The sequence below is a fragment of the Pseudomonas sp. S4_EA_1b genome (genome assembly GCF_016307435.1).
Taxonomy (GTDB): domain Bacteria; phylum Pseudomonadota; class Gammaproteobacteria; order Pseudomonadales; family Pseudomonadaceae; genus Aquipseudomonas; species Aquipseudomonas rhodesiae.
In genome coordinates this window covers 1-25,214 of the sequence record NZ_JAEILC010000145.1, presented here as the reverse complement: position 1 = coordinate 25,214, position 25,214 = coordinate 1, and the positions used below count along the sequence as shown (strand labels likewise).

Annotated in this window: 25 protein-coding genes, 4 tRNA genes and 1 riboswitch; of the genes, 13 read left to right on the top strand and 16 right to left on the bottom strand. The window is 61.7% G+C overall.

Annotated features, from left to right (window positions below; translation table 11 throughout):
• Nucleotides 1–237: 237 nt before the first annotated feature.
• The 10 genes from YA0848_RS32750 to uvrB form a co-directional block, all read right to left on the bottom strand.
• A complete protein-coding gene (locus tag YA0848_RS32750) occupies nucleotides 238–1,203 on the bottom strand; it encodes a tRNA dihydrouridine synthase (RefSeq protein ID WP_169903716.1) in 966 nt (321 codons plus the stop codon).
• Nucleotides 1,204–1,258: 55 nt separating this feature from the next.
• Nucleotides 1,259–1,693 carry an acyl-CoA thioesterase gene (locus YA0848_RS32745; RefSeq protein WP_034114443.1) on the bottom strand — a complete coding sequence of 145 codons (435 nt, stop codon included), beginning with the start codon at nucleotides 1,691–1,693 and terminating at the stop codon, nucleotides 1,259–1,261.
• A gap of 41 nt (nucleotides 1,694–1,734) precedes the next feature.
• A complete protein-coding gene (locus YA0848_RS32740; protein ID WP_169869015.1) occupies nucleotides 1,735–2,568 on the bottom strand; it encodes an alpha/beta hydrolase in 834 nt (277 codons plus the stop codon).
• 12 nt (nucleotides 2,569–2,580) lie between these two features.
• Nucleotides 2,581–3,120 carry a TetR/AcrR family transcriptional regulator gene (locus tag YA0848_RS32735; protein WP_034099190.1) on the bottom strand — a complete coding sequence of 180 codons (540 nt, stop codon included), beginning with the start codon at nucleotides 3,118–3,120 and terminating at the stop codon, nucleotides 2,581–2,583.
• Between the two features lie 182 nt (nucleotides 3,121–3,302).
• Nucleotides 3,303–3,378: transfer RNA gene (locus YA0848_RS32730), tRNA-Glu, on the bottom strand.
• 78 nt (nucleotides 3,379–3,456) lie between these two features.
• Nucleotides 3,457–3,532, bottom strand: a tRNA-Ala gene (locus YA0848_RS32725).
• A 50-nt stretch (nucleotides 3,533–3,582) separates the two neighbouring features.
• Nucleotides 3,583–3,658: transfer RNA gene (locus YA0848_RS32720), tRNA-Glu, on the bottom strand.
• Between the two features lie 78 nt (nucleotides 3,659–3,736).
• Nucleotides 3,737–3,812 (bottom strand) — tRNA-Ala (locus YA0848_RS32715).
• Between the two features lie 147 nt (nucleotides 3,813–3,959).
• A complete protein-coding gene (gene gltX / locus YA0848_RS32710; RefSeq protein ID WP_034114447.1) occupies nucleotides 3,960–5,441 on the bottom strand; it encodes a glutamate--tRNA ligase in 1,482 nt (493 codons plus the stop codon).
• Between the two features lie 188 nt (nucleotides 5,442–5,629).
• On the bottom strand, nucleotides 5,630–7,645 hold the full coding sequence (uvrB, locus tag YA0848_RS32705; RefSeq protein ID WP_034099192.1) for an excinuclease ABC subunit UvrB: 2,016 nt from the start codon (nucleotides 7,643–7,645) through the stop codon (nucleotides 5,630–5,632).
• Between the two features lie 343 nt (nucleotides 7,646–7,988).
• Between uvrB and YA0848_RS32700 the strand changes: the two genes are divergently transcribed.
• Both YA0848_RS32700 and YA0848_RS32695 read left to right on the top strand, forming a co-directional pair.
• Nucleotides 7,989–9,185, top strand: coding sequence for an amino acid aminotransferase (locus YA0848_RS32700; RefSeq protein ID WP_034099193.1), 1,197 nt, complete (start codon nucleotides 7,989–7,991; stop codon nucleotides 9,183–9,185).
• 97 nt (nucleotides 9,186–9,282) lie between these two features.
• A complete protein-coding gene (locus YA0848_RS32695; protein WP_094066772.1) occupies nucleotides 9,283–9,495 on the top strand; it encodes a hypothetical protein in 213 nt (70 codons plus the stop codon).
• 48 nt (nucleotides 9,496–9,543) lie between these two features.
• Here the strand turns inward: YA0848_RS32695 and ptrR are convergent, their stop codons facing one another.
• Entirely contained in the window at nucleotides 9,544–10,416 is an 873-nt protein-coding gene (ptrR, locus tag YA0848_RS32690; protein WP_034099848.1) for a putrescine utilization regulator PtrR, read from the bottom strand.
• 103 nt (nucleotides 10,417–10,519) lie between these two features.
• Here ptrR and YA0848_RS32685 point away from each other — a divergent pair, with 103 nt between their 5' ends.
• The 8 genes from YA0848_RS32685 to YA0848_RS32650 all read left to right on the top strand — a co-directional run bounded on the left by YA0848_RS32685 (nucleotide 10,520) and on the right by YA0848_RS32650 (nucleotide 18,589).
• Nucleotides 10,520–11,911, top strand: coding sequence for an aldehyde dehydrogenase family protein (locus YA0848_RS32685; RefSeq protein ID WP_169903715.1), 1,392 nt, complete (start codon nucleotides 10,520–10,522; stop codon nucleotides 11,909–11,911).
• A 73-nt stretch (nucleotides 11,912–11,984) separates the two neighbouring features.
• Nucleotides 11,985–13,427 (top strand): ATPase domain-containing protein, encoded by a 1,443-nt coding sequence (locus YA0848_RS32680; protein ID WP_034099199.1) that lies wholly within the window; start codon nucleotides 11,985–11,987, stop codon nucleotides 13,425–13,427.
• A 23-nt stretch (nucleotides 13,428–13,450) separates the two neighbouring features.
• Nucleotides 13,451–13,813 carry a response regulator gene (locus tag YA0848_RS32675; RefSeq protein ID WP_034099201.1) on the top strand — a complete coding sequence of 121 codons (363 nt, stop codon included), beginning with the start codon at nucleotides 13,451–13,453 and terminating at the stop codon, nucleotides 13,811–13,813.
• Between the two features lie 96 nt (nucleotides 13,814–13,909).
• Nucleotides 13,910–14,839 (top strand): DNA/RNA non-specific endonuclease, encoded by a 930-nt coding sequence (locus YA0848_RS32670; RefSeq protein ID WP_169903714.1) that lies wholly within the window; start codon nucleotides 13,910–13,912, stop codon nucleotides 14,837–14,839.
• A gap of 36 nt (nucleotides 14,840–14,875) precedes the next feature.
• Nucleotides 14,876–15,068, top strand: a riboswitch (cobalamin riboswitch).
• A gap of 118 nt (nucleotides 15,069–15,186) precedes the next feature.
• On the top strand, nucleotides 15,187–16,197 hold the full coding sequence (locus tag YA0848_RS32665; protein WP_169903713.1) for an ABC transporter substrate-binding protein: 1,011 nt from the start codon (nucleotides 15,187–15,189) through the stop codon (nucleotides 16,195–16,197).
• A gap of 8 nt (nucleotides 16,198–16,205) precedes the next feature.
• Nucleotides 16,206–17,210, top strand: a complete 1,005-nt coding sequence (locus YA0848_RS32660; RefSeq protein ID WP_169869018.1) for a FecCD family ABC transporter permease — start codon at nucleotides 16,206–16,208, stop codon at nucleotides 17,208–17,210.
• Complete coding sequence (locus tag YA0848_RS32655; RefSeq protein WP_034099212.1) at nucleotides 17,207–17,971, top strand: ABC transporter ATP-binding protein; 765 nt, start codon at nucleotides 17,207–17,209, stop codon at nucleotides 17,969–17,971. Before YA0848_RS32660 ends, YA0848_RS32655 begins: the two co-directional genes overlap by 4 nt.
• A gap of 114 nt (nucleotides 17,972–18,085) precedes the next feature.
• Nucleotides 18,086–18,589 carry a GNAT family N-acetyltransferase gene (locus YA0848_RS32650; RefSeq protein WP_034099849.1) on the top strand — a complete coding sequence of 168 codons (504 nt, stop codon included), beginning with the start codon at nucleotides 18,086–18,088 and terminating at the stop codon, nucleotides 18,587–18,589.
• A gap of 1,040 nt (nucleotides 18,590–19,629) precedes the next feature.
• On the opposite strand, the gene YA0848_RS32645 is transcribed toward YA0848_RS32650, so the two are convergent.
• Together YA0848_RS32645 and tspO are read right to left on the bottom strand one after the other, a co-directional pair.
• Nucleotides 19,630–20,574 (bottom strand): alpha/beta hydrolase, encoded by a 945-nt coding sequence (locus YA0848_RS32645; RefSeq protein ID WP_169869119.1) that lies wholly within the window; start codon nucleotides 20,572–20,574, stop codon nucleotides 19,630–19,632.
• Nucleotides 20,574–21,014, bottom strand: coding sequence for a tryptophan-rich sensory protein TspO (gene tspO / locus YA0848_RS32640; RefSeq protein WP_034099216.1), 441 nt, complete (start codon nucleotides 21,012–21,014; stop codon nucleotides 20,574–20,576). The genes YA0848_RS32645 and tspO overlap by 1 nt, the downstream gene beginning before the upstream one ends.
• Before the next feature lie 186 nt (nucleotides 21,015–21,200).
• Here tspO and chrA point away from each other — a divergent pair, with 186 nt between their 5' ends.
• Nucleotides 21,201–22,400: a chromate efflux transporter gene (gene chrA, locus YA0848_RS32635; protein ID WP_169869118.1), complete on the top strand. Its 1,200-nt coding sequence runs from the start codon at nucleotides 21,201–21,203 to the stop codon at nucleotides 22,398–22,400.
• On the opposite strand, the gene YA0848_RS32630 is transcribed toward chrA, so the two are convergent.
• A complete protein-coding gene (locus tag YA0848_RS32630) occupies nucleotides 22,389–22,961 on the bottom strand; it encodes a nucleotidyltransferase family protein (RefSeq protein WP_169869117.1) in 573 nt (190 codons plus the stop codon). The genes chrA and YA0848_RS32630 overlap by 12 nt on opposite strands.
• A 133-nt stretch (nucleotides 22,962–23,094) precedes the next feature.
• On the opposite strand from YA0848_RS32630, the gene YA0848_RS32625 reads away from it, so the two are divergent.
• Nucleotides 23,095–23,700, top strand: a complete 606-nt coding sequence (locus tag YA0848_RS32625; protein ID WP_169869116.1) for a hypothetical protein — start codon at nucleotides 23,095–23,097, stop codon at nucleotides 23,698–23,700.
• A 358-nt stretch (nucleotides 23,701–24,058) separates the two neighbouring features.
• A complete protein-coding gene (locus tag YA0848_RS32620; RefSeq protein WP_034099222.1) occupies nucleotides 24,059–24,298 on the top strand; it encodes a DUF6124 family protein in 240 nt (79 codons plus the stop codon).
• On the opposite strand, the gene YA0848_RS32615 is transcribed toward YA0848_RS32620, so the two are convergent.
• Together YA0848_RS32615 and YA0848_RS32610 are read right to left on the bottom strand one after the other, a co-directional pair.
• Complete coding sequence (locus tag YA0848_RS32615) at nucleotides 24,295–24,528, bottom strand: hypothetical protein (protein ID WP_169903712.1); 234 nt, start codon at nucleotides 24,526–24,528, stop codon at nucleotides 24,295–24,297. The genes YA0848_RS32620 and YA0848_RS32615 overlap by 4 nt on opposite strands.
• Nucleotides 24,529–24,660: 132 nt before the next feature.
• Complete coding sequence (locus YA0848_RS32610; protein ID WP_040268900.1) at nucleotides 24,661–24,960, bottom strand: hypothetical protein; 300 nt, start codon at nucleotides 24,958–24,960, stop codon at nucleotides 24,661–24,663.
• Nucleotides 24,961–25,214 lie beyond the last annotated feature (254 nt).

Sequence of the window (25,214 nt, the reverse complement as noted above, 5' to 3'; positions counted from 1 at the left end):
AATTGATTCTGCTAACAGCCTCGCAAGAAACAAATCAAGACAAACTGACACATGTGTATGAACTTAAATAAAAAGACACCCGGCGATACATCAGCTTGGTATAAATATAAAAATACATCTCAATTGACGCCGCACCACTGATGCTGCCCATAAACAAAAAATGCCCCGCATCTTTCGATACGGAGCATTTCGTGGAACATGCAGCCATGCACGCCATGCCGCCGACCCACTCCCCCGTCAGGGTTGGTAAACCGGAGGGTGGGGCACGCCGAGCAAACGACTGACGTGCTCCAGCGATGTCTCACGCCGCAAGGCGGCAAACAACGCCACCGCTTCGGGGTAGTTACGCGTCAACATCGCCAGCCACTGCTTCAGGCGACCTGGCGCCTGGCGCTCGGTCAATTGCGCCACGCATTGCACCCAGAAATCCTGCAGCAGCGGTTGCAGCTGTGCCCAGGACATTTCCACCACGTCTTCACCTGCGCGAGCAGCTGCGATTTGCCGCGCGAGATCAGGACGCGCCACCAAGCCACGGCCGAGCATGATGTCTTCGGCGCCGCTGACTTCGCGACAACGCCGCCAGTCTTCAACACTCCAGATATCGCCATTGGCGAACACCGGCACCTTGACCACGTCCTGCACACGAGGAATCCACTCCCAATGCGCGGGCGGCTTGTAGCCATCGGTCTTGGTACGGGCGTGCACCACGATATGGGCGGCGCCGCCCTCGGCCAGGGCTGTGGCGCATACCAGCGCACCGTCGGGGCTGTCGAAGCCCAGGCGCATCTTGGCAGTCACCGGGATATGCGCCGGCACCGCGCGGCGCACATGCTCGACAATCTGGTTAAGCAGCTCTGGTTCCTTGAGCAGCACGGCACCGCCGCGCGATTTATTGACGGTCTTGGCTGGACAGCCGAAGTTCAAGTCGATCACTTCGGAGCCCAGTTCACAGGCCAACGCGGCGTTTTCCGCCAGGCAAACCGGGTCGGAGCCGAGCAATTGCACACGCAATGGCACACCCGCTGCGGTGTGGGCACCGTGCAGCAGTTCAGGCGCGAGCTTATGGAAATAGGCTGGGGTGAGCAGGCGGTCGTTGACGCGGATGAATTCGGTCACGCACCAGTCAATCCCGCCGACGCGGGTCAGCACGTCACGCAGGATGTTATCGACCAGCCCCTCCATGGGCGCCAAAGCAATTTGCATGGAAAACACTCAAGAAAAATCGTGGCGCAGTTTACTGGGTTTCCCACTGCAACCGTTAACCCCCTGTCAGGGCGGGGCCATAGCCATCGAGAAACTCCGTCGGCATGCGCTTGGGCTTGCCGCTGGACAGCTCAATGCAGACGAATGTGGTGTGCGCCCGCAGCAAGGTGGCGCCATCCCGGGGGCGGACCAGTTGGAAACGGCGGGTCATCTTCAGACGCTGATCCCAATCGACGATCCAGGTGGCCAACTGCAACTCATCGCCTTCGTACCCGGCCGCCAGGTAGTCGATTTCATGACGCACCACCGCCATGGCACGATCCAATCGACGGTACTCGGCAAGGTCCAACCCCAAGCGCTGCGAATGGCGCCAGGCGCAGCGTTCGAGCCAGGCGACATACACTGCGTTGTTGGCGTGCCCCAGACCGTCAATGTCTTCAGGGGCGACCTGCAGGTCAATGATAAACGGCGTTGCCAAATCCCAGCCCATGCGCTGCTCCCGGTCGATTAATGTCAGGGGGCAGCAGTGTATCAGGCGCTTTGTCGCTCCTGTAACCGAGCGCCGGCCAACAACGTCAGCACACCGTCGATCACCCGTGGATCGGCCAGTACCTTCTGATGCCCGCCCTGCTCCAGTTGCAGCAAGCGGCTGTCGAACCAGGCCTCGTGGATGGCCTTGGCGGCCTTGACGGGCACAAACGTATCGTCCTCGGCGTGCACGATCAGCCCGGGAATAGCCATATCGTAGTGAGCGACATCCAGATGTTTGAGCGGCATGCCAAATGTCAGCTCGACCTCTTGGATAAATGCCAGCCGCGCCCGCGTCGGCAGGCCCACCATACGGGTAAAGCCGCGCAGCACATCCAGAAAGCGCGACGGCGCAGCAATGCTTACCAACGCATTGGTGCGCAATCCCAATTGCACGGCGAGCATGGCACTCGCCCCGCCCATGGAATGGCCGATAACCGCGTGCAGCGGCTGCAACTCGGCGGCCGCCTCCAACATGGCTCGGGCAAACAGCAGCACATGGGCTTCACGCCCCGGCGAATGGCCATGGGCCGGGCCGTCCAGGGCGATCACGGAGTAGCCGTTGTCGACCAGCGCATTGATGAGGCTGGCGAATTGGGTTGGCCGGCCTTCCCAGCCGTGCATCAGCAGCACGGCGGGCCCTTCGCCCCAGCGCAGCGCCGACAAACCGAAACGCAACGTGACACGCTGCGCCTGCGCCAGCAGCGGCAACTCCCAATCACGGGGCGGCAATTCGCGCGGGGTCATGAACACACGCCGCATTCTGTTGGCCACCGTTCGCGGCGCCACGTACCCCAATGTACCGTTGACACCTCGCACCCAGGTTAACGCACCCATAACCCGCTCCTTTTAACGCACCGCCGACTTGGCCGCGCGCATCACCCGATCCGACAATTCCCCCGGCCCGAGCGCACGCGCCAGGGTCAGTCCACCCACCATCAACGCCATGTCCGCCAGGGCCTTGTCGATGTCTTCCGGGCACGTCGCCAACTGTGCAGCCATCAATTCAACATGTTCGCTGAGCACCTGGCGGAACGCCTCTGGCAAGCGCCCCATCTCCCCGACCGTGGCGGGTAGCGGGCAGGCCTGGGAGGTTGAGTCGCGGTGTTTGCGCGACAGATAAAACGCCGCCGCCAGGGCGCGGCGCTCTTCGCCGGTGATCTGCTCGTCCAGGTCATTGATGGACGCGCGGCGCTGAGCCAGCAACTGACTGAATGCCTCCAGCATCAGCGCGTCCTTGCTTTCAAAGTGTGCGTAGAAGCCACCCACGGTCAGCCCCGCCGCCCCCATGACTTCACCGACGCTAGGCTCAGCCGGGCCACGCTGAATCAACGCAGCGCTGGCAGCCTGCAGAATGCGTTCGCGGGTTTGCGCTTTTTTGTCGCTCATCGTTGCCTCCGTGGTTCATGGGTTGAATATTATTACCATAATAATATTCCGCAAGCGACGGGTATGACCACTGGTCAGAACGACAATAAGAAAGGGAAGGAGGAATTGGCCAAACGCCAGACAAACAAAAGGGCCATTCAATAATTGAATGACCCTTAAAAATCCCGCAGAGCGGGTAATCGTGGCGTCCCCTAGGGGACTCGAACCCCTGTTACCGCCGTGAAAGGGCGGTGTCCTAGGCCACTAGACGAAGGGGACACAAACCTTCTATACAACTGATCAGGCTGAGACTGATCGATTCAAGGACGGTGTGGCCGGAACCTTGAACCTGTAAATTGGTGGAGCTAAACGGGATCGAACCGTTGACCTCTTGCATGCCATGCAAGCGCTCTCCCAGCTGAGCTATAGCCCCAGATTTTTCGCCTCGCGGCGCAGCAGACCTTGCGAGCTGCTTGTTGAAACTGGCGTCCCCTAGGGGACTCGAACCCCTGTTACCGCCGTGAAAGGGCGGTGTCCTAGGCCACTAGACGAAGGGGACAAAACCTTCTGTACAACGGATCAGAGCTGAGTTCTGATCGATTCAAGGGCGGTGTGGCCAGACCTTGAACCTGCAAATTGGTGGAGCTAAACGGGATCGAACCGTTGACCTCTTGCATGCCATGCAAGCGCTCTCCCAGCTGAGCTATAGCCCCTCATCGGTGAGGACGGGGCGAATCTTAATGGCGGTTTGGAAACGTGTCAAATTTATTTTCAACTATTTCCAAAATTTTTTGCCGGGATAACAATCACTTACCGACGAAACCCCGGAAAACCGGGGTTTCGTCGTTACAACCGCGTGCTTAAGCGATAGTGCCCAGCAGCTTTTCCCACTCTTTGTTTTCTTTCTTCGACACACCACCCAGCAAATCAAGCGCTTGGCGCAGACGGAAACGCGTCAGGTCAGGGCCGAGAATTTCCATCGCATCAAGCACCGACACCGAACTGGCCTGCCCCGTGATCGCCGCAAACATCAGCGGCATGGCGTCGCGCAGTTTCAACTCCAGGGACTCGACCACCGCCTGAATCGTCGCGGTGATGGCGTCCTTCTCCCACTGACGCAGGCTTTCCAGCTTCCACAGAATCAACTGCATCAACTGGCGAACCTGGTCACCCGAGAGCTTCTTGGATTCAAACAGCTTCGGATCCGGGTTCACGCCCCCCGCAAAGAAGAAACTGGCCAACGGCGCGACCTGGCTGAACGTCTCCACCCTGCCCTGCACCAGCGGTGCGATCTTCATCATGTATTCAGGGTTCAACGCCCACTGCTGCACACGACTGGCGAACTCTTCCACCGGCAAGTCACGCAGCCATTGGCCATTGAGCCACGACAGCTTCTCGATATCGAAGATCGGCCCACCCAGCGACACACGGGACAAGTCGAAGTTGTCGACCATCTCCTGCAGCGAGAACTTCTCGCGCTCGTCCGGCATCGACCAGCCCATGCGGCCCAGGTAATTGAGCATCGCTTCGGGCATAAAGCCCATGCGCTCGTAGAAGGTCACCGAGGTCGGGTTCTTGCGTTTGGACAGCTTGCTCTTGTCCGGGTTACGCAACAGCGGCATGTAGCACAGTTGCGGCTGCTCCCAGCCGAAGTATTCGTAGAGCAGGATCAGCTTCGGCGCCGACGGCAGCCATTCTTCGCCGCGCAGCACATGGGTGATGCCCATCAGGTGGTCGTCGACCACGTTGGCCAGGAAGTACGTGGGCAGGCCGTCGGTCTTCATCAGCACCTGCATGTCCATGCGGTCCCACGGGATCTCGACGTCACCGCGCAGCATGTCCGGCACCACACACACGCCTTCGCTCGGCACCTTCATGCGGATCACATGGGGTTCGCCGGCAGCCAGGCGACGTGCCACTTCTTCTTTGGATAGCAACAGCGCGCGACCGTCGTAGCGCGGCGTTTCGCCCCGGGCCTGTTGTTCGGCGCGCATCTGGTCGAGTTCTTCGGCGGTGCAGAAGCATGGGAACGCATGCCCCATGTCGACCAGTTGCTGGGTGTACTGCTTGTAGATGTCACTGCGCTCGCTCTGGCGATACGGGCCGTGGGGGCCGCCCACGTCCGGGCCTTCGGCCCAGGTAATGCCCAACCAGCGCAGCGCATCGAAAATCTGCTGCTCCGACTCGCGGGTGGAGCGCAGTTGATCGGTGTCTTCGATCCGCAGAATGAATTCACCGCCGTGCTGCTTGGCGAAGCAGTAGTTGAACAAGGCGATGTAAGCGGTACCGACGTGGGGATCCCCAGTGGGCGATGGCGCGATGCGCGTGCGGACGGTGGTCATGGCAGGTCTCGAATGGGCGATATAACTGAAAATTGAAACAAGGGGCGAATGGTAACAGCCCAGGGGGTTTTCTGGAAAACCGCGGCGCGGCTATCGGGGGCAAGCCCCCTCCCACACTTGGATCTGTGAACACATTTCAACTGTGGGAGGGGGCTTGCCCCCGATAAGGCCAGTCAATTCAGCGCAGATCAAACCGCCAGCAATCGCTCACGCAACTTGCCAATCTCGTCACGCGTCTGCGCCGCCGCTTCAAACTCCAGGTCGCGCGCCAACTGGTACATCTTCTCTTCCAACTGCCGAATCCGCTTGGTGATTTCACTCGGCGAGCGCAGTTCGTTTTCGTACTTGGCACTCTCCTCCGCGGCCTTGGCCATGCCCTTGCGCTTCTTGCTGCGCGAGCCGGGCACGGTGGCGCCTTCCATGATGTCGGCAACGTCCTTGAACACACCTTTGGGCGTGATGCCATGTTCGAGGTTGAAGGCAATTTGCTTGTCGCGACGACGCTCGGTCTCGCCGATCGCCCGCTCCATGGAACCGGTGATACGGTCCGCGTACAAAATCGCACGACCATTGAGGTTACGCGCCGCGCGGCCGATGGTCTGGATCAGCGAACGCTCGGAGCGCAGGAAGCCTTCTTTATCTGCATCCAGGATCGCCACCAGCGACACTTCCGGCATGTCCAGGCCTTCGCGCAGCAGGTTGATGCCCACCAGCACATCGAAGGTGCCCAGGCGCAGGTCGCGGATGATCTCCACGCGTTCCACCGTATCGATGTCCGAGTGCAGGTAGCGCACACGCACGCCGTGGTCGGCCAGGTAGTCGGTCAAGTCTTCGGACATGCGTTTGGTCAGCGTAGTGACCAGCACCCGCTCTTCCAGGGCCACGCGCTTGTTGATTTCCGACAGCAGGTCGTCGACCTGGGTCAGCGCCGGGCGGATTTCGATTTCCGGGTCCACCAGGCCGGTGGGACGCACCAACTGCTCGATCACCCGCCCGGCATGCTCGGCTTCGTAGTTGCCAGGCGTTGCCGAGACAAAAATCGTCTGCGGGCTGATGGCCTCCCACTCGTCAAAGCGCATCGGCCGGTTATCCAGCGCCGATGGCAGGCGGAAACCGTATTCCACCAGGGTTTCCTTGCGCGAACGGTCGCCCTTATACATCGCGCCCACCTGCGGCACGCTGACGTGGGATTCATCGATCACCAGCAGCGCATCCGGCGGCAGGTAGTCATAGAGCGTCGGCGGCGGCGCGCCGGACTCGCGGCCCGAGAGGTAACGCGAGTAGTTTTCGATGCCGTTGCAGTAACCCAGCTCCAGGATCATCTCCAGGTCGAAGCGGGTGCGCTGCTCCAGGCGCTGGGCTTCCACTAGCTTATTGTTGGCGCGCAGGTATTCCAGGCGTTCGGCCAATTCGACTTTGATGCCCTCAATCGCGCCCATCAGGGTTTCGCGGGGCGTCACGTAGTGGCTTTTCGGATAGAAGGTGAAGCGCGGCAGTTTGCGGATTACCTCGCCGGTCAACGGATCGAACGCCGACAGGCTCTCGACTTCATCGTCGAACAGCTCGATGCGGATCGCCTCCAGGTCCGATTCGGCCGGGTAAATATCAATCACATCGCCGCGCACGCGGAAGGTGGCCCGGGCGAAGTCCATGTCATTGCGGGTGTATTGCAGGCTCGCCAAACGACGCAGCAGCTCGCGCTGGTCGAGTTTGTCGCCGCGATCAACGTGCAGCACCATCTTCAGATAGGTTTCCGGGCTGCCCAAGCCGTAGATGCACGACACCGTGGTAACGATGATTGCGTCCTTGCGCTCCAGCAGCGCCTTGGTCGCGGACAGGCGCATCTGCTCGATATGGTCGTTGATCGAGGCGTCCTTCTCGATAAAGGTATCGGAGGACGGCACGTAGGCTTCGGGCTGGTAGTAGTCGTAGTAGGAAACGAAGTACTCCACCGCGTTGTTCGGAAAAAACGCCTTGAACTCGCCATACAACTGCGCGGCCAGGGTTTTATTCGGCGCCAGCACCAGGGTCGGGCGGTTCACCTGGGCGATGACGTTGGCGATGCTGAAAGTCTTGCCTGAACCGGTCACCCCGAGCAGCGTCTGGTGGGCCAGGCCGGCTTCAATGCCTTCGACCATCTGGCGAATGGCTTCGGGCTGATCGCCGGCGGGTTCGAAGCGGGTGACTAGTTGGAAATCCGACATAACGTACCTCTTGAAGTCACCCCAGACTGTAAAGCGGTCGGGGAAGAAATAGACCACCACCCGCGAAAATACAGAGCGGGCCGTAGGAAATAATCATGATAGCCATACAAGTGGAGGCGAATGTGACGGCTTTCAAGGCAATCGTCTGACCCTGGGTTTTCGATCAAGGTTGCAATATGACTAACGGTCGGTAAATAAACCGAAAAACTTGGCCGAAAAGCCGTTTCGGTGGTCGCCCTCGGCGATGATGGCCTCTATACTAGCTCCCCGTTTGTGCACCGCTCTAGTGCATTCGGCTGGAGCGCGACACGTCCCTCCTACCCCCCATAGAGCTGCCGCAAAAATGAGCCTGTTCTCCGCTGTCGAAATGGCACCACGCGATCCAATCCTGGGCCTCAACGAAGCATTCAACGCCGACACCCGAACCACCAAGGTCAACCTTGGCGTAGGCGTTTACTGCAACGAGGAGGGGAAGATTCCACTCTTGCGTGCCGTTGCCGAAGCGGAAGCCATTCGCGTGGCGCAACATGCCGCTCGCGGGTACTTGCCGATCGATGGCATCGCCGCCTACGACAAGGCCGTGCAGACCCTGCTGTTCGGTCAAGCATCGCCATTGCTCAGCGCTGAGCGGGTGGTCACCGTGCAAGCCGTTGGCGGCACCGGCGCGCTGAAGATCGGCGCAGACTTCCTCAAGCAACTGCTGCCCAACGCCGTGGTGGCCATCAGCGACCCGAGCTGGGAAAACCACCGCGCGCTGTTCGAAACCGCCGGTTTCCCGGTGCAGAACTATCGCTACTACGATGCCGCCACCCACGACGTAAACCGTGCCGGCCTGTTCGAAGACCTCAACGCCCTGCCGCCGCAGTCCATCGTGGTACTGCACGCCTGCTGTCACAACCCGACCGGCGTCGACCTGAGCCCGGCCGACTGGCAAAAAGTCCTGGACGTGGTCAAGGCCAAAAACCTGGTGCCGTTCCTCGACATGGCCTATCAAGGCTTTGGCGATGGCATCGACGAAGACGCCGCCGCCGTGCGCCTGTTCGCCGAGTCGGGCCTGACCTTCTTTGTGTCCAGCTCGTTCTCCAAGTCGTTCTCGCTGTATGGCGAGCGCGTAGGCGCGCTGTCGATCGTCAGCGAGTCCAAGGAAGAAAGCGCGCGCATCCTGTCCCAGGTCAAGCGTGTGATCCGCACCAACTACTCCAACCCACCGACCCACGGCGCGGCCATCGTCGCGGCGGTACTCAACAACCCGGAGCTGCGTGCTCAGTGGGAAGCCGAACTGGCCGAAATGCGCCTGCGCATCCGTGGCATGCGTGAGCAGATGGTCGCCGAACTGGCCAAGGCTGCACCGGGCCACGACTTCAGCTTCGTCGGCCGCCAGCGCGGGATGTTCTCCTACTCCGGCCTGACCGTTGAGCAAGTTACCCGCCTGCGCACCGAGTTCGGTATTTATGCGTTGGATACCGGGCGGATCTGCGTGGCAGCGTTGAACCAGGCCAACATCGATGCGGTCACAAAGGCAATCGTTCAGGTCCTGTAAACCTGCTGGTTGCATAAGGAGGGGAAGCCGATGGCTTCCCCTTTTTCGTATCCAGCCCCTAGACTGAACCCCACCGCCCCTTTGCTGTGAGAGCCCTATGCGAAACGATGACTTGGACCTGCGCGCCGACCCCGACGACATGGACCCCTTCCCCCCGCGTACCACCCACCACCCCAAGCGTGAAAAAAGCCTGGTGCTGCAAGTGGCGCTCGGTGTGTTCCTCGGTGGTTTGGCACTGTGGCTGGTGCAACTGGGGGCAACGGCGATCATGGCGAAATTGGCCATGGGCACCTTCCAGTTCGGCGGCTGATTAAGACCAACATGTGGGAGAGGGCAAATCCACTCCCCTATCGATAACTCAGGCGGCAACCAGGCCGCCCTCCTCCAGCAGCTTCACAAAGCTGTTCAAACTCTGCGACACCGTGCCACGCCGCCAGATCAGCCAGGTATTCAATAAGCGGAAGGTATCGGCCAGCGGCCACACACTCACCGCCGCCGACCCCGGCATGCTTTCCAGCATGCTGCGCGGCATCAACGCCAGCCCGGCACCGGCACTGACGCACGCCAACATACCGTGGTACGACTCGATTTCGAAGATTTTGCCCGGCACCGCGCCATCCTGGGAAAACCAGCGCTCAAAATGATGCCGGTAAGAGCAATTGGAGCGGAACGTATAGATGTTCTCGCCATTCACGTCTTGCCCTCGGGTGATTGGCGCGTGGTGCAGCGGCGCGATCACCACCATCTCTTCCTCGAACACAGCCACACCTTCCAGGGTCGAGTGCAACACCGGCCCGTCGACAAACGCGGCCGTCAGGCGCCCCGACAGCACACCTTCGATCATGGTGCCCGATGGCCCGGTGCTCAGGTCCAACTCGACCTTGGCGTGCTTCTGGTTATAGGCCGCCAGCAAGGCCGGGATGCGCACCGCCGCCGTGCTTTCCAGCGAGCCCAGGGCGAACGCACCCTGGGGCTCCTCCCCCGCCACCGTGGCGCGGGCCTCTTGCACCAGATCGAGAATGCGCCGCGCATAGCCGAGGAAATTCCACCCAGCCGGCGACAAGCGCAAACGGCTCTTCTCGCGAATAAACAACTCGACGCCCAAGTCCTGCTCCAACTGCTTGATGCGCGTGGTCAGGTTCGACGGCACCCGATGGATCAGCTGTGCCGCGGCACTGATACTGCCCTGCTCGGCCACGGCCTTGAAGATTTCCAACTGCACCAGATCCAAGTCATTCTCCATTCGTGAATGTATCGCTCAATATTATTCAGTTCTCAGAAAAGAGCCAGCCCCGTACGCTGAACCCATTCCTCCCATTCAGCAGGACGGCGCCATGAACGCAATCACTTCCCAGACCCACGCCCTCTCGATCAACCCGGCCAGCGGCGAAACCGTCGGCAGCTACCCTTACGAAACCGCACCGCAACTGGACGCGGCGCTTGATCGCGCTACCCGGGCGTTCCGCACTTGGCGTCGCCAGCCGGTCTGCCAGCGTGCCGAGCTGCTGCTGGCCCTGGCCACTGCTCTGCGCGAGCAGGCCGAAGCCATGGCGCAGATGATCACCCTGGAAATGGGCAAACCCATTGCCCAGGCCCGTGCCGAAATCGAAAAATGCGCCCAACTCAGCGAGTGGTACGCCGCCCACGGCCCGGCCATGCTCGTCCCGGAACCGACCTTGGTGGACAACGGCACGGCGCACATCGAGTACCGCCCGCTGGGGCCGATCCTCGCCGTGATGCCGTGGAACTTCCCGGTCTGGCAGGTGCTGCGCGGTGCCGTGCCGACTTTGCTCGCTGGCAATACCTACGTGCTCAAGCACGCGCCGAATGTGATGGGCTGCGCGTACCTGATCAAAGCAGCGTTCCAGCAAGCCGGTTTCCCTGATGGCCTGTTCGAAGTGCTCAACGTGACCCAGGATGGCGTGTCCAACGCCATCGCTGACCCACGCATCGCCGCCGTCACCCTCACCGGCAGTGTGCGGGCCGGCATCGCCATCGGCTCACAGGCCGGCGCCGCGCTGAAAAAATGTGTGCTGGAACTGGGCGGCTCCGACCCATTTATCGTGCTCAACGACGCCGACCTCGACGCCGCCGTGCAGGCCGCCGTCATCGGCCGCTTCCAGAACAGCGGCCAGGTCTGCGCCGCCGCCAAGCGCCTGATCATTGAGGAAGGGGTGGCAAAAGCCTTCACCGCGAAGTTCGTCGAAGCCACTCGCGCCCTGGTCATGGGCGACCCGACCGCCGACAGTACTTACGTCGGCCCGATGGCGCGCTTCGACCTGCGCGACGAACTGCATGGGCAAGTCCAGGCGACCCTGAACGAAGGCGCCACCCTGCTGCTGGGCGGCGACAAAGTCGAGGGGGCCGGCAACTATTATCAGCCGACGGTCCTGGCGGGCGTCACCGATCAGATGACCTCCTTCAAACAAGAACTGTTTGGCCCGGTAGCCTCGATCATCACTGCCCGCGATGCCGACCACGCCGTGGCCCTGGCCAATGACAGCGAGTTCGGCCTCACCGCCAGCATTTTCACCGAAGATCCGGCCAAGGCGCGCCAGATCGCCGACCAACTGGAGACTGGCGGTATCTTCGTCAATGCGTTCAGCGTTTCCGATCCGCGCGTCGCTTTTGGCGGTGTGAAAAAGAGCGGGTTCGGCCGCGAGTTGTCGCACTTTGGCGTACGAGAGTTCTGTAATGCACAGACGGTGTGGCTGGATCGTAAGTAGCCCCATTGAACAAATGGCGTTAGCATCCTGTCCACTCGGCTTAACAGCATGTTTTTAGGGTCAGGATCGCACTGTGGAAAAGCTAAATCGCCTTCAAAGCGGAATCGAAGGGCTGGATGCTCTGCTCAAGGGAGGGCTGGTGTCTGGGGCGTCCTATATCATCCAGGGGCGCCCCGGCTCCGGTAAAACCATCCTCGCCAACCAGCTGGGGTTTCATCATGCGCGCAACGGCGGCCGTGTCTTGGTCGCTACGTTGCTGGCGGAATCCCACGACCGCCTTTTCCAGTTTCTGTCCACCCTGAGCTTTTTCGATGCCTCCCGCGTCGGCGCCGAAATCCAATTCGTCAGCGCCTTCGACACCCTGGAAAACGAAGGTCTCGACGAGGTGGTGAAGTTGCTCCGGCGCGAAATCAGTCGGCAAAAGGCTACCGTCATGGTGGTGGACGGCCTGCTCAATGCGCGCTCCAAAGCTGACTCACCCATCGACACAAAAAAATTCATCTCCGAACTGCAAGGCCATGCCGCCTTCGCCGGTTGCACCGTGCTGTTTCTGACCAGCTCGCGATTGGACGACGGCAGCCCAGAACACACCATGGTCGACGGCGTGATCGAAATGGGCGAAGAACTGTTCGGCACCCGCTCGGTCCGCCGTATCCAATTGCGCAAGACCCGCGGCAGCGGCGCGCTCACCGGCCTGCACGAATGCGAAATCACCAACGACGGCCTGGTGGTGTACCCGCGCCTGGAAAGCCTCTATGGCCGCCCTTCCGCACCGGACAGCGCCGACCTGACGCGCATCCCCAGCGGCATCACTTCATTGGACGCGATTCTCGGCGGCGGCCTGCACAGCTCCAGCGTGACCCTGGTGATGGGCCCGTCGGGCATCGGCAAGACCACTTTGGGCCTCAAGTTTTTGTCCGAGTCCACGGTGGACGCGCCGGGTCTGCACTTCGGCTTTTACGAAAGCCCGCAGCGCCTGCAACTCAAGGGCCTGTCCCTCGGCATCGACTTGCAACAGATGCAGGACAGCGGCGCCCTGAGCATCGCCTGGCAGCCCACCACCGAAGGTTTGCTCGACGGTCTGGGCGCGCGTCTGCTGGGCCTGGTGGAAGAAAAAGGCATCAAGCGTCTGTTTATCGACAGCCTCAGCGGCATGACCCGCGTGTCCACCAACCCGGCGCGCATCACCGATTTCTACAGCGCGCTGATGAACGAACTGCGCGCCCGTGGCGTCACGGTATTCGCGACCTGGGAAATGCACGATCTGTTCGGTTCCGAGGTCAGTTCACCGGCATCCGAGCTGTCGAGCATTGCCGACAACTTGATGTTGATGCGTTTCTTCGAGATTCAGTCTGAACTTAGAAGGACGCTTTCCATTCTTAAGGTCAGAGACAGCTTCTATGACCCCTCGCTTCTGGAAGTGGTCATCCGCGACCAAGCCGTTGATCTAAGAAAGGTTTCAAGAAATGCCCCCTCAGTGGTGTCCAATTCAGCGCTGCCTGGTTCAGCTTTTTAAGTCTTTGTGTGGGTTGGACTGACATGACCACCATCCTGGTCGTCGATGACGAATATCTGATCGCCGACATCCTTGGCTTCGCGCTGGAGGATGAGGGGTTCATGGTCGTCACAGCGAGCAACGGACGCAAGGCACTGGACGTGCTGGAGCGCGAACGCCCGTCGCTGATCATCACCGACTTCATGATGCCGGTGATGGACGGTCAACAACTCGCCGAAGCGGTGCGCGCCCTGCCGAGCGTCAATCACCTGCCGATCATCCTGATGAGCGGCGCGCAGGCGCACATCGGCATGGAGCGCTCGGACCTGTTCGACGCCGTGCTGGCCAAGCCTTTCAAGATCGATCTGATCGTCGCCGAAGTGAGAAGGCTGCTGGCGGCGACGTGACAAGCGCCGCCCTGACAATCGCGATAGCGACCAGGCTGAAATTGTCATGAGCCTATGCTGCACTGGTGTGTATTCAAGGACCGAGAGGAACACACCATGCCAGCCCGCAATCCCCCTATCGATTTGTCCCATCGCCCGCGCCTGGCCGATCTGCGCCCACTGATCGCGCCAAGCGCGAGTCTGCTGGAAGCCCGGGCAGCAACCCCACGGGTGACCGCCGCCAAGGATCTGCAGGACCGCCAAGGGTACGCTACGGATTTTCTCAGCCGCTTCGTCGTGCCTTGGCCCACTACAGACGAGGCGTTGCAGGATGATGTGGAACCACTGCGCCTGGACTACACGCACTTTTCGATAACGATGTCGCGCTCGCGGCGACTGGCGCTCTACGTGGGCGTCAATATCGATGGCGCCAAGCACGTAGACATTACCCGCAGCAATGACACCTGGGCCTACGACGGTCGCCTGCCGATCAGCGCGCAGGTGGGCGAAGCGCTCTACACCAACAATGGCCTGGACCGCGGCCACCTGGTACGGCGCCAAGACCCCAACTGGGGCGAGCAGGCCGCCACCGCCAATGTCGATACCTTCCATTTCACCAACTGTTCGCCGCAAATGAGCGGGTTCAACCAGAAGACCTGGCTGGAGCTGGAAGACTACATCCTGGATAACACCCAACGCTGGCAAGCCCGCGCCACCGTGTTCAGCGGCCCAGTGTTTGCCGATGACGACCGCGTGTACCGTGGCGTGAAAATCCCCAAGGCATTCTGGAAAGTGGTGGCTTACCTGGGCGATGACGGCAAACCCTCGGCCAGTGCCTACATGATCGATCAAAGCCGCGAGCTGGGGCAGCTCGACCTGATCTTCGGCCCACTCAGGACCTACCGGCGCAGCGTGCTGCAAATTGAACAGTTGACCGGCATTCGCTTCGCCAACCTGGCTGACTACGACGGCTTCAGCAACGAAGAGCGCGCTACCGGCACGCGGATTGAGGCACTCATCCGGGACCCGCAAGACATTCGTCTGTGACCGCGCGCTCTTCGGGCTATATCGCCTCGCCCTGATCGACTACCATACCGCGCCGGTTCCCGAACGGGACTAATAGGGAATCCGAAGCGCGGTACGCCGCGCCAATCGGAACTGCCCCCGCAACTGTAGGTGCCGAGCCTGCTCCCCACTGCCACTGGACGCGTCCGGGAAGGCTGGAGCGAGGCGACGACGCATCAGTCAGGAGACCTGCCGGCCCAGCAACATCACTAACCGGCGGGGTGTCCGGGAAGGACTTCCTTGCCCGGCCCTTGGCGGCGGTGTTCAAGGGCGTGTTTCCATGACCGTAGCTCCCCAGTCGCACGTACGGTCCACACGGAGAACGCCCCATGCTGCCACGCGCTACCGCCCTGCTCGCCAGTTTCGGCCTGGCCACCCTGGCTCACGCCGCGCCCACTCACTACCCGCTGACGGTGCAGAACTGCGGCAGCACGCTGACCTTTACCCAGGCCCCCGCGCGCAGCGTGACCATCGGCCAGACCGCCACCGAGATGCTTTACACCCTCGGTGTAGGCGACAAAGTGGTCGGCACCTCGCTGTGGTTCAACCCGGTGTTGCCGCAGTTCAAGGCGCAGAACGACACCATCGAGCGCCTGGCCAATAACGAGCCGAGCTTCGAAGCGGTGATCGCCAAGCGCCCGCAACTGGTGGCCGCCGAGCTGGAATGGGTGGTCGGCCCCCAAGGCGTGGTGGGCACACGCGAGCAGTTTCATGAGCTGAACATCCCCACTTACCTGCTGCCCTCCGATTGCGAAGGCAAGGACAACCTGGTGGGCGCCGACGGCACGCGGCTGGAGCCGTTTCGCATCGACACCATTTACAAAAGCATCAGCCAACTGGCAGCCATTTTCGACGTCCAGGATCGCGGCCAACAACTGAATGACAGCCTCAAGGCGCGCCTGGCCAAGGCCGTCGCCACGGCGCAGGGCAAGGGTCTCAAGCAGGCCAGTGCGCTGGTGTGGTTCTCCAGCTCCGAGATGGCCAGCGACCCGTACGTGGCCGGCCATAAAGGCGTGCCTGAATTCATGCTGGAGACCCTCGGCCTGCGCAACGTGGTGCAGTCCGACGAAGAGTGGCCGGCCGTCGGCTGGGAAACCATCGCCAAAGCCAACCCGACCTTTCTGGTAATCGCCCGCATGGACCGCCGCCGCTACCCCGCCGACGACCACGAAAAGAAACTCGCTTTCCTGCGCAGCGACCCGGTCACGCGCAACATGGACGCGGTCAAACATAACCGCATCATCATCCTCGACGCCCTGGCCTTGCAGGCCAGCGTGCGCACCTTCGATGGCCTGGAACAACTGGCCAGCGCCATCGACGGCTACGACCTGCCGCAATGACCGCCAGTCTGCTACGCACCCTCCTCGCCCTGGCGCTGCTGCTCGCTGCCGTACTCGCCGGGGTGGCCATCGGCGAAACCGCCATCGAACCCCAGGTGGTGTTGCAGGTGCTCGCCAACAAACTGTGGCACGCCGGTTATGTGCTCGACCCCATCGACGAGGGCGTGGTGTGGAACTACCGCCTGACTCGCGCCCTGGTCGCCGCCGCCTGCGGTGCCGGGCTGGCCACTTGCGGGGTGATCCTGCAATCGCTGCTGCGCAATCCGCTGGCCGATCCGTATTTGCTGGGCATCAGCGCCGGCGCCTCGACCGGCGCGGTGCTGGTGGCGCTGATGGGCGTGGGTGGCGGGCTGGTGTCGCTGTCGGCCGGCGCATTCGTCGGCGCGATGGCGGCGTTTGCCCTGGTGATCCTGCTCGCGCGGGCCAGCGGTTCGTCCAGCGGCACCGGCCAGATCATCCTGGCGGGCATTGCCGGCTCGCAGTTGTTCAACGCCCTCACCGCCTACCTGATCACCAAGTCGGCCAGCTCCGAACAGGCGCGCGGCATTCTGTTCTGGCTGCTGGGCAACCTCAGCGGCGTGCGCTGGCCATCGGTGTGGCTGGCGGTGCCGGTGGCGCTGTTGGGGTTGGCGGTATGCCTGTGGCACCGTCGCGCGCTGGATGCGTTTACCTTCGGCAGCGACTCGGCGGCATCCCTGGGCATCCCAGTGCGGCGAGTGCAGATCGTGCTGGTGGGCTGCGCGGCGCTGGTCACGGCGGTGATGGTGTCGATTGTGGGCTCCATCGGTTTTGTCGGCCTGGTGATCCCCCACGCTGTGCGCCTGTTGCTGGGCACCGGGCACTCGCGCCTGCTGCCGGCCAGTGCGTTGGGTGGCGCGCTGTTTCTGATCGCCGCCGATGTGCTGTCGCGCACCTTGATCAAGGGCCAGGTGATTCCAGTCGGCGTGGTCACGGCGCTGGTGGGCGCGCCGGTGTTTGCGCTGATCCTGATCGGCCGGAGAAACGCGCGATGACGGTGTTGAGCTGCACCAACCTGGGCTTCAAAGTGCGCGACGCCGAGCTGCTGCGCGGGATCGATCTGCAGGTGGCCCAGGGAGAAACCCTGGGCATCGTAGGCCCGAACGGCTCGGGCAAATCCACCCTGCTCAAGCTGCTCGCCGGCCTGCGCCCGCCGGCCAGCGGCGAAGTGCGCTTGGGCGAGCAGCGCTTGCACGACCTGTCGCGCCGCGCCATCGCCCAGCAACTGGCGGTGGTGGAACAACAGGCCGACACCGACGACGCCATCCGCGTGTTCGACGCCGTGGCCCTGGGGCGCACACCCTGGCTGTCGGCGCTGAGCCCATGGTGCGCCGAGGACGACGCCATCGTGCGCCAGGCCCTCGTCGACGTGGACGCCACCCACCTGAGCCAGCGCGCCTGGCGCAGCCTTTCCGGCGGTGAACGCCAACGCGTACACATCGCCCGCGCCCTGGCGCAACGGCCCCGGATCCTCCTGCTGGACGAACCGACCAATCACCTGGACATCCAGCACCAACTGGCGATCCTTAAAGGCGTGCAAGCGCTACCGGTGACCAGCCTGATCGCCCTGCATGACCTCAACCAGGCCCTGACCTGCGACCGCCTCGCCGTGCTGGATCGCGGGCGGCTGGTGGCGCTGGGCAAACCGCTGGAGGTGCTCACCCCGCAACGCCTGCAAGACACCTTTGGCGTGCAGGCGCACTACCTGACCGACCCGTTCGATGGGGCGCAAATACTGCGGTTGCGGCCCAACTGATCAGACAGCCAGGGCGTGGGGCGGATTCAGCCTGCGTAGACGAGTAATTTTCCAGTTCTCTATTTCAGCTCAACCAGTCAAGGACACCCTGTGAAACTTGATAAAAGCACCACGATGCTGCCGGCACTCACTCTTACACCAACAGCGATAACCACCGCCGACATCCCCGATGTACTGACCTTCGTCCTGCAGGCCCGCGCCGAGTTGTTTCCGTCCCTCAGCGCCGCCGGTCTACCCGCCGATCTAGCGAGTTTCGAAGCAACGTACCTTCAGGGTGGAGGTCAATTCATGATCGTGCGTAAAGCCGGTGCGATCGTTGCCGCCATCGGCTACCTCCCCTACGACGGACGTTTTCCCCAGTTGAACTACCGAGGCCTGAACACCGTGGAAGTGGTGCGCCTGTACGTGCTGCCGGCGTTCCGTGGCTTTGGCCTGGCAAGCAGGCTGTATCGGGCGCTGGAGGCACAGGCCCGAGCCGATGAAGTGCAGATGATGTACCTGCACACTCACCCGTTTCTGCCGGGGGCGATTGATTTCTGGAGACGCCAGGGCTTTGAAGTGGTGGATATCGAGTCAGACCCGGTTTGGCAGACCACTCATATGCAACGGCGGTTGTAAGTCCAGTCAGCTGAGCGGGCTTGCCCTAATGCCAGCCAGTTAAGGCGAGATGGGCAATGACTAAAAAATCAGAGCCAGTATGCGAATCTATACGGCCTACTCAGTATTAACTGGAACAACCGGCTCAAAATGTGGGAGGGGCGGTGCGACGATTCGACTTGCCCCCGATAGCGCTGGTGAGTCAGCCCATCTGCCACCGACCCACCGCAATCGGGGGCAAGCCCCCTCCCACCTTTGATAGTCATCGCCTGGCTGGATCAAACGGCGTACTACCGCGCAGTTTGCGGCATGCGAAACCGTCCTCAGCCTAGCGCAGAAATCACTCACTGAGTCCTTAACTGACTGGCATTAGGGCAAGCCCGCTCACCACAAAAAACCGCTCATCACATCACGTCGACTCACCACGAAAAGAGTCGTAATGACCTTCGTCCTGCAGGCCCGCGCCGAGTTGGTCCCGTCCCTCAGCACCGCCGGTCTAACCGCCGATCTAGCGTGTTTCGAAGCAACTATTTCTGATACGCCAGGGCTTTGAAGTGGTGGATATCGAGTCAGACCCGGTCTGGCGGACCACTCATCTGCAACGGCAGTTGTAAGTCCAGTCAGCTGAGCGGGCTTGCCCTAGTACCAGTCAGTTAAGGCGAGATGGGCAATGACTAAAAAATCATAGCCAGTATGCGAATCTAAACGGCCTACTCAGTATTAACTGGAAGAACCGGCTCAAAATGTGGGAGGGGCGGTGCGACGATTCGACTTGCCCCCGATTGCGGTGGGTCAGTGACAGATGGGCTGACTCACCAGCGCTATCGGGGGCAAGCCCCCTCCCACCTTTGATAGTCATCGCCTGGCTGGATCATACGGCGTACTACCGCGCAGTTTGCGGCATGCGAACCCGTCCTCAGCCTAGCGCAGAAAAACACTCACTGAGTCCTTAACTGACCGGCATTCGGACAAGCCCGCTCACCACAAAAAACCGCTCATCACATCACGTCGACTCACCACGAAAAGAGTCGTCAGACCCACTGTCGATGTGATGCGCTGTGTTAGCGCGAAGACTGTTCACCAGTGATGCAACCGCTGATCCACCGTCGGCTATACGCCAATACCGCATCCGCCATGGCCACCGGAAAGTGGATAAACCCGTGGGCCGATTCCGGCAGCAAGTGCGCCTCTGCCAGGGGCCAGCGCTCGGCGAGCAACCGCGTATCGTCCAGCAGCGGGTCCAGCTCGCCGACGAACATCAAGGCCGGCGGCATTCCCTCCACCTCACCAAACAGCGGCGATAACGGTGGCTGCCGACGCTGCTCGTCACTCAGCCCTGGCGTCAGCAAGCGCAGCGCGTCGACCATGCCCGGCCCGTCCAGCAGCAACGTATCGGGGCCTGCCGCCCGCACGCTGGGGCTGCCGGTGAGGTCGTAGACGCCGTAATACAGCACCGCGCCGCTGATCCGTTGGAGCAGCGCCGGCCATTGTTTCAGCGCGAGCAATGTCGCGGTCGCCAGGTGCCCACCGGCCGATTCGCCGACGACGATCACCGGCAACCCGGCAAACTCCGGTTCACCGAGCAGCCAGCGCGCGGCGGCCAGGCAGTCCTGCATCAGGCCTTGGACCGGCGTGTCGACCGCCAACCGATAGTCCACCGACACCACTATCACGTCGCAGGCGCGCACCATGCCCAAGTTGAGGTCGTCGTCCATTTGCGCGTTGCCGATCACCCAGCCGCCGCCGTGGATATCCAGCACCACGCCCTTGGGTGTGCCGCTGGGACGCAGGATGCGCACCGGCACTTGAATGCCGTCCTGGCGAATCAAGCGGGTTTCAGCGGCTGGGCCTTTCTTGATTTTCTGGCTGATGCGCAACAACGTCTGCAATACGCGCGGCGTCACGCGATTGCGGATCTTGAAGCGCGGCATCCACCCCAGTTTCTGGTTGAAGCGGCGCATCTGGGCCAGTTCGGCCGCACTGGCGGGCCATGGCTGCAGGGCCATCAGCGGTTATTACGCAAGATCGAAAAATTCAACGCCGCCGCCACACACAGCCACGCCAGGTACGGGAACAGCATCAAACCGGTGAGCAGGTCCAGGCGCACGGCCAGCACCACCATCGCGGCGACGGTAAGCCACAGCAGCACGATAATCACCATGCCCGCCAACAGCCGGTGGGCGCCGAAAAACACCGGGGTCCACAAGGTATTCAAGGCAATCTGCGCCGCCCACAGCGCCAATACCATCTGGCTGCCGGGGATCAGGCTCAAGCGGTAACCAGCCCAGGCCAGCAGCAGATAGATGATCGTCCACGCCACCGGGAACAACCAATTGGGCGGTGTAAAGCTCGGTTTGACCAGGGAGTCGTACCACGCGCCAGGCTTGAAAATGATGCCGGTACTGGCGGCGGCGGCGCAGGCGAGCAGGAAGATAAAAAAGGTCATCGTCGGTCCTTGGCTGAAGTCAGCGGGGCGAGTGGAAAGAAAACCAAGCGGTCTGCTTGTTTCAAATGACTCAAGCAAGCGCGCATAAATTCAATGCGGGTCTGAAATTCGCGTCGGCCCCCTCGCTTTCAGCCGTCATTAAAATTGGTTACCGTGCCTTCACTCCACGCGCCCGAGAGCCCAATCTTGACCGACCTCATCAGCGATCGACACAGCAGCCCCTGGGCGGTGTTCCTGATTTTCCTGCGCCTGGGGCTTACCTCGTTTGGCGGCCCGATTGCGCACCTGGGGTATTTTCGCCATGAGTTCGTGACCAGGCGGCGCTGGCTGAGCGAGCGCAGCTATGCGGAATTGGTCGCCCTGTGCCAGTTTTTGCCCGGCCCGGCCAGCAGCCAGGTCGGCATCGCCCTGGGCCTGACCCGCGCCGGTTATGGCGGCGCGGCGGCGGCGTGGGCCGGGTTCACATTGCCGTCGGCATTGCTGCTGATCCTGTTTGCCCTGGGCTTGGCCCACTACGGTACGGCCGTGCCCGCCGGTGTGCTGCATGGCCTCAAGGTGGTCGCGGTGGCAGTGGTCGCCCAAGCCGTGTGGGGCATGGCGCGCAGCCTGTGCCGGGGCGTAGCGCGGGTGCTGCTGATGCTGCTCGCGGCCGCAGCAGTACTGTGGCAACCCTCGGCGTGGGCGCAGGTGGGCGTGATTGCCGCCGCTGGATTGGCCGGCCTGGTGCTATTCAAACCTGCACTGGCCGCTGCGCCCGACGCACTGCCCATCCCCCTCAGCCGACGCGCCGGGGCCCTGTGGTTGCTGCTGTTTGCCGTACTGCTGGTGGGCCTGCCGGCGCTGGCGCAGGGGCTGCCCCATCACAGCCTGGCGCTGGTGGACGCCTTCTACCGCAGCGGCGCCTTGGTGTTCGGCGGTGGCCATGTGGTGCTGCCGTTGTTGCAAGCTGAAGTGGTGGCGCCGCAATGGCTGAGCAACGACGTATTCCTCGCCGGCTACGGTGCCGCACAAGCCGTGCCCGGCCCACTCTTCACCTTTGCCGCTTTCCTCGGCGCCTCGATGCATGCGCCCCCCAACGGCTGGATCGGCGGCGTGGTGTGCCTGCTGGCAATCTTCGCGCCGTCGTTTTTACTGATCTTCGGCGCGCTGCCCTTCTGGCAGAGCCTGCGCCACAGCCCCCGCACCCAGGCCGCGTTGGCGGGGGTCAACGCGGCGGTGGTCGGCCTGTTGCTGGCGGCGCTGTACCACCCTGTGTGGACCAGCGCGATCTTCAATCTGTACGACTTCGCCCTAGCGTTACTCGCACTCGTCGCCCTGATGACCTGGAAGCTGCCGCCGTGGCTGGTGGTGGCAGGTTGCGCCGTGCTGGGTGGCCTACTCGGCTGAACCGGGCGCGACGATCCTGAGCCAGGGCCAGCGCGCCTGATAACTAAGGGCCTTTTGCGCAAACAACGCGGGTTCTGTGTGCAACGGGTTGATGCGCAGCACGCCCTCGGCCACATCCTGCAACCCGTAAGGCGCATACAACTCGCCCGTCGCCACCTCCAAAGCGATGCAGGTGCCGGCCACCAAGTAACGATCCACGCCGTCGCGGGCCGAGTGCAACTGGGGGTAAGGCCGACCGAAACGTTGGCCATACCACAAGTGAACCCGCGCCTGATTCCTGACCTCGACATTTACCCCCAAGTCCTTGAACACCCCCTGCGCCGCCCGAATCACCCTGTCCTCAGCCTCGTAGGACAGGTCTGGGTCGAAATAAAAAACGTCGTAGTCCTTTACGCCGTGATCGGCCGGTCGATTCGCTTGATGGTTCCACACCGCCTGGAACAGGCAGCCCGCCGTGAGCATGCATTGCGCCACACCCAGGTCGGGTAGGCGTGCAGTAATTTCGGCATTGAGGGGGTTGGCCATGGCCAGGGAGATAAACGTGTCGACGGTCAATGTCATGGGCGCTCCTGCGGACGGCACTGCTTATTCGGGCGAAGGCGGCCACAATAATGCACCGTCGTAAATGGCGGAAACATTTACTCAATGTGACAGTCTCAGTGCCGACACGCCCTCAATCGTCAAGGATAAAACGATGCGACTCACTGCCATGGCCCTCGCCACCGCCAGCGCCCTGCTGCTCACCGCCTGCAGCGACAGCCCGTCCGACACGGACATTCAAACGGCGCTGCAAACCCGACTGCAAGGCCCTGCCTGCATCAGCGCACCAATGTTCAAGAGTTTCCCGGTGACCTTGAGCGAGAGTTTCAGCGCCGGCGTTTCCAGCGGCAACGCACCGGCGTTCGACGCCCTGGTCGACGCCGGCCTTCTGGCCAAAAGCGACAAAACCTACAGCCTCACCGAATCCGGTCGCACGGCCTACACCGAACAAGCGCCGGGCTTTTGTTATTCCCAAGGCTACGAAATTGCCAAGATCAAGGATGTCAGCCCCAACCCTGACCCGATGGGCGCCGCCGTGGACAAATCCTGGGTGGTCACCCTAGACATCCGCCAGATGCCCGTGGCCGCCTGGGCTAAAACCCCGGCCCTGGCAAAACTCACACGCCATCCGGAAAACCTTTCCGAAGCGCCCAAGACCTACCACGTTACGGTCGGCCGCGTGAAAGGTGAGCAGGGCCTACAGCTGATCGACCCACGGTTTTTCATCATGCGTGGGGTCAGTGTCAGCCAGGGGTTCTGACCGTAGAACTTGGAGGTGTTGGCGAAAATCGTCTGAAGGCTAAATCCGAATAGCCAGCGACGCCTTGCTCCCTTGCCTACGCCTGCGTCAGAATCCGCCGGCTTGTGCGCTGGGGTGGCCGTCTCTAAGGTTGCCCGGTCGCTGAATTTCTCAGGGACCGGGTTTAGTAGCCTGAGTTGGGTATCGAAGAGTGCATGAGTTACATCATTCAGACATTGCGTCTGAACTTGATGGTGGCTGTGCGTAGGGCGCCTCCGGGCGCGCCGGCTTTAGATATCCACCGGTCTACTAACCTGCGTACAGCTGCCACCCATCGTTTAGTAGCGACAAGGTGACGGCATCATTCGGGATATCTTGTATGTACAAAGTCACGCCAGATTCACCCCCTCTTTTTAGCGTCACCCCCGACGCCAGCACCGAAAGCCTCATCACCAACAGCTACGAAACTTTCACCAGCGTCAGCACGCTGCTGCTCGACCTGTCCGAAGACCTCAGCGGCAAACACCGCGACATCGCCCTGGCCATTCACCAACTGAGCGAACTCGGCGTACTGCTCACCGCCCGCCTCCTCGACCGCGAAGCGCCCTGCTCGGCTTAACCTTTCAACTCATCCGCCCGATGGCTCGCCGCGTCGTCGTAAGCCACATACAACGACTCGGCGATCTGGCTCTTGATCGCTTTGCTGGCTTCCAGCCCAAGCACAAACCCTTCGGCTTTACCCCCGGCGCGGTTGAGTTCTTCATCGGTGGCGGCGCCGGTAATAGCGTCAAGAAGCTTGGCAGCCTGCGGGCCGACGCCTTTGGGGAGGGAAATGTGTTCGATGGACATTGCGGTACCTATTGAGGAAAAGAACGGTAGCGCGTGGAACCACTGCCGGGGCGTGCATGGTAGACCGATTGCGGGCGTGATGGGCCGGTTTCGGCCATGACTGGCCCGCCCACTTGCTCAGCCGCAGCGCGATTACTGATAAGTGTCCGCCTCTTGCGCCGGATAAAACTCGCCCTCCTTGCCCATTTTTACCAGCCGTTCGCGCACCATCACCTCAACACGGGCCACCGCAGCCTGATCGTCAGGATCGACCAGCTGCAAGCACAGGCGCCTAACATTCTGATCGTGGGTGCCCTCACTGAGCATCTCGTGGGTGAACACTTGCTCACCACGCCATAGACACAGCTGGGTATGCGTGCTGCCGAGCCATATCTCGTTGACCGATCTGAGGTCAGTGGTCGCCAGTTGGTCCACGGTGATTGTCTTATCCATTGCGCCGTACCTTACCGATGAATAGGTACAGGTTGACTGAAAGGCACAGCGGGTCGTTCCACGCGTCCACAGGTCGACCGGACCTATGGTGTTGAACTGCGGTCTGGTTCAGGGTTGAACGGGCAGCAAATGCAGGGGGCGAGGAAGAGGAGCCAAGGGTGAACCAACACTGACTTGATAGTTTTGCTCACAAAAGACCGTATGCAGATAGAGTTCTTTGTGACGGGCGGAAATCGGCCCAGAGTGTGTAAAAA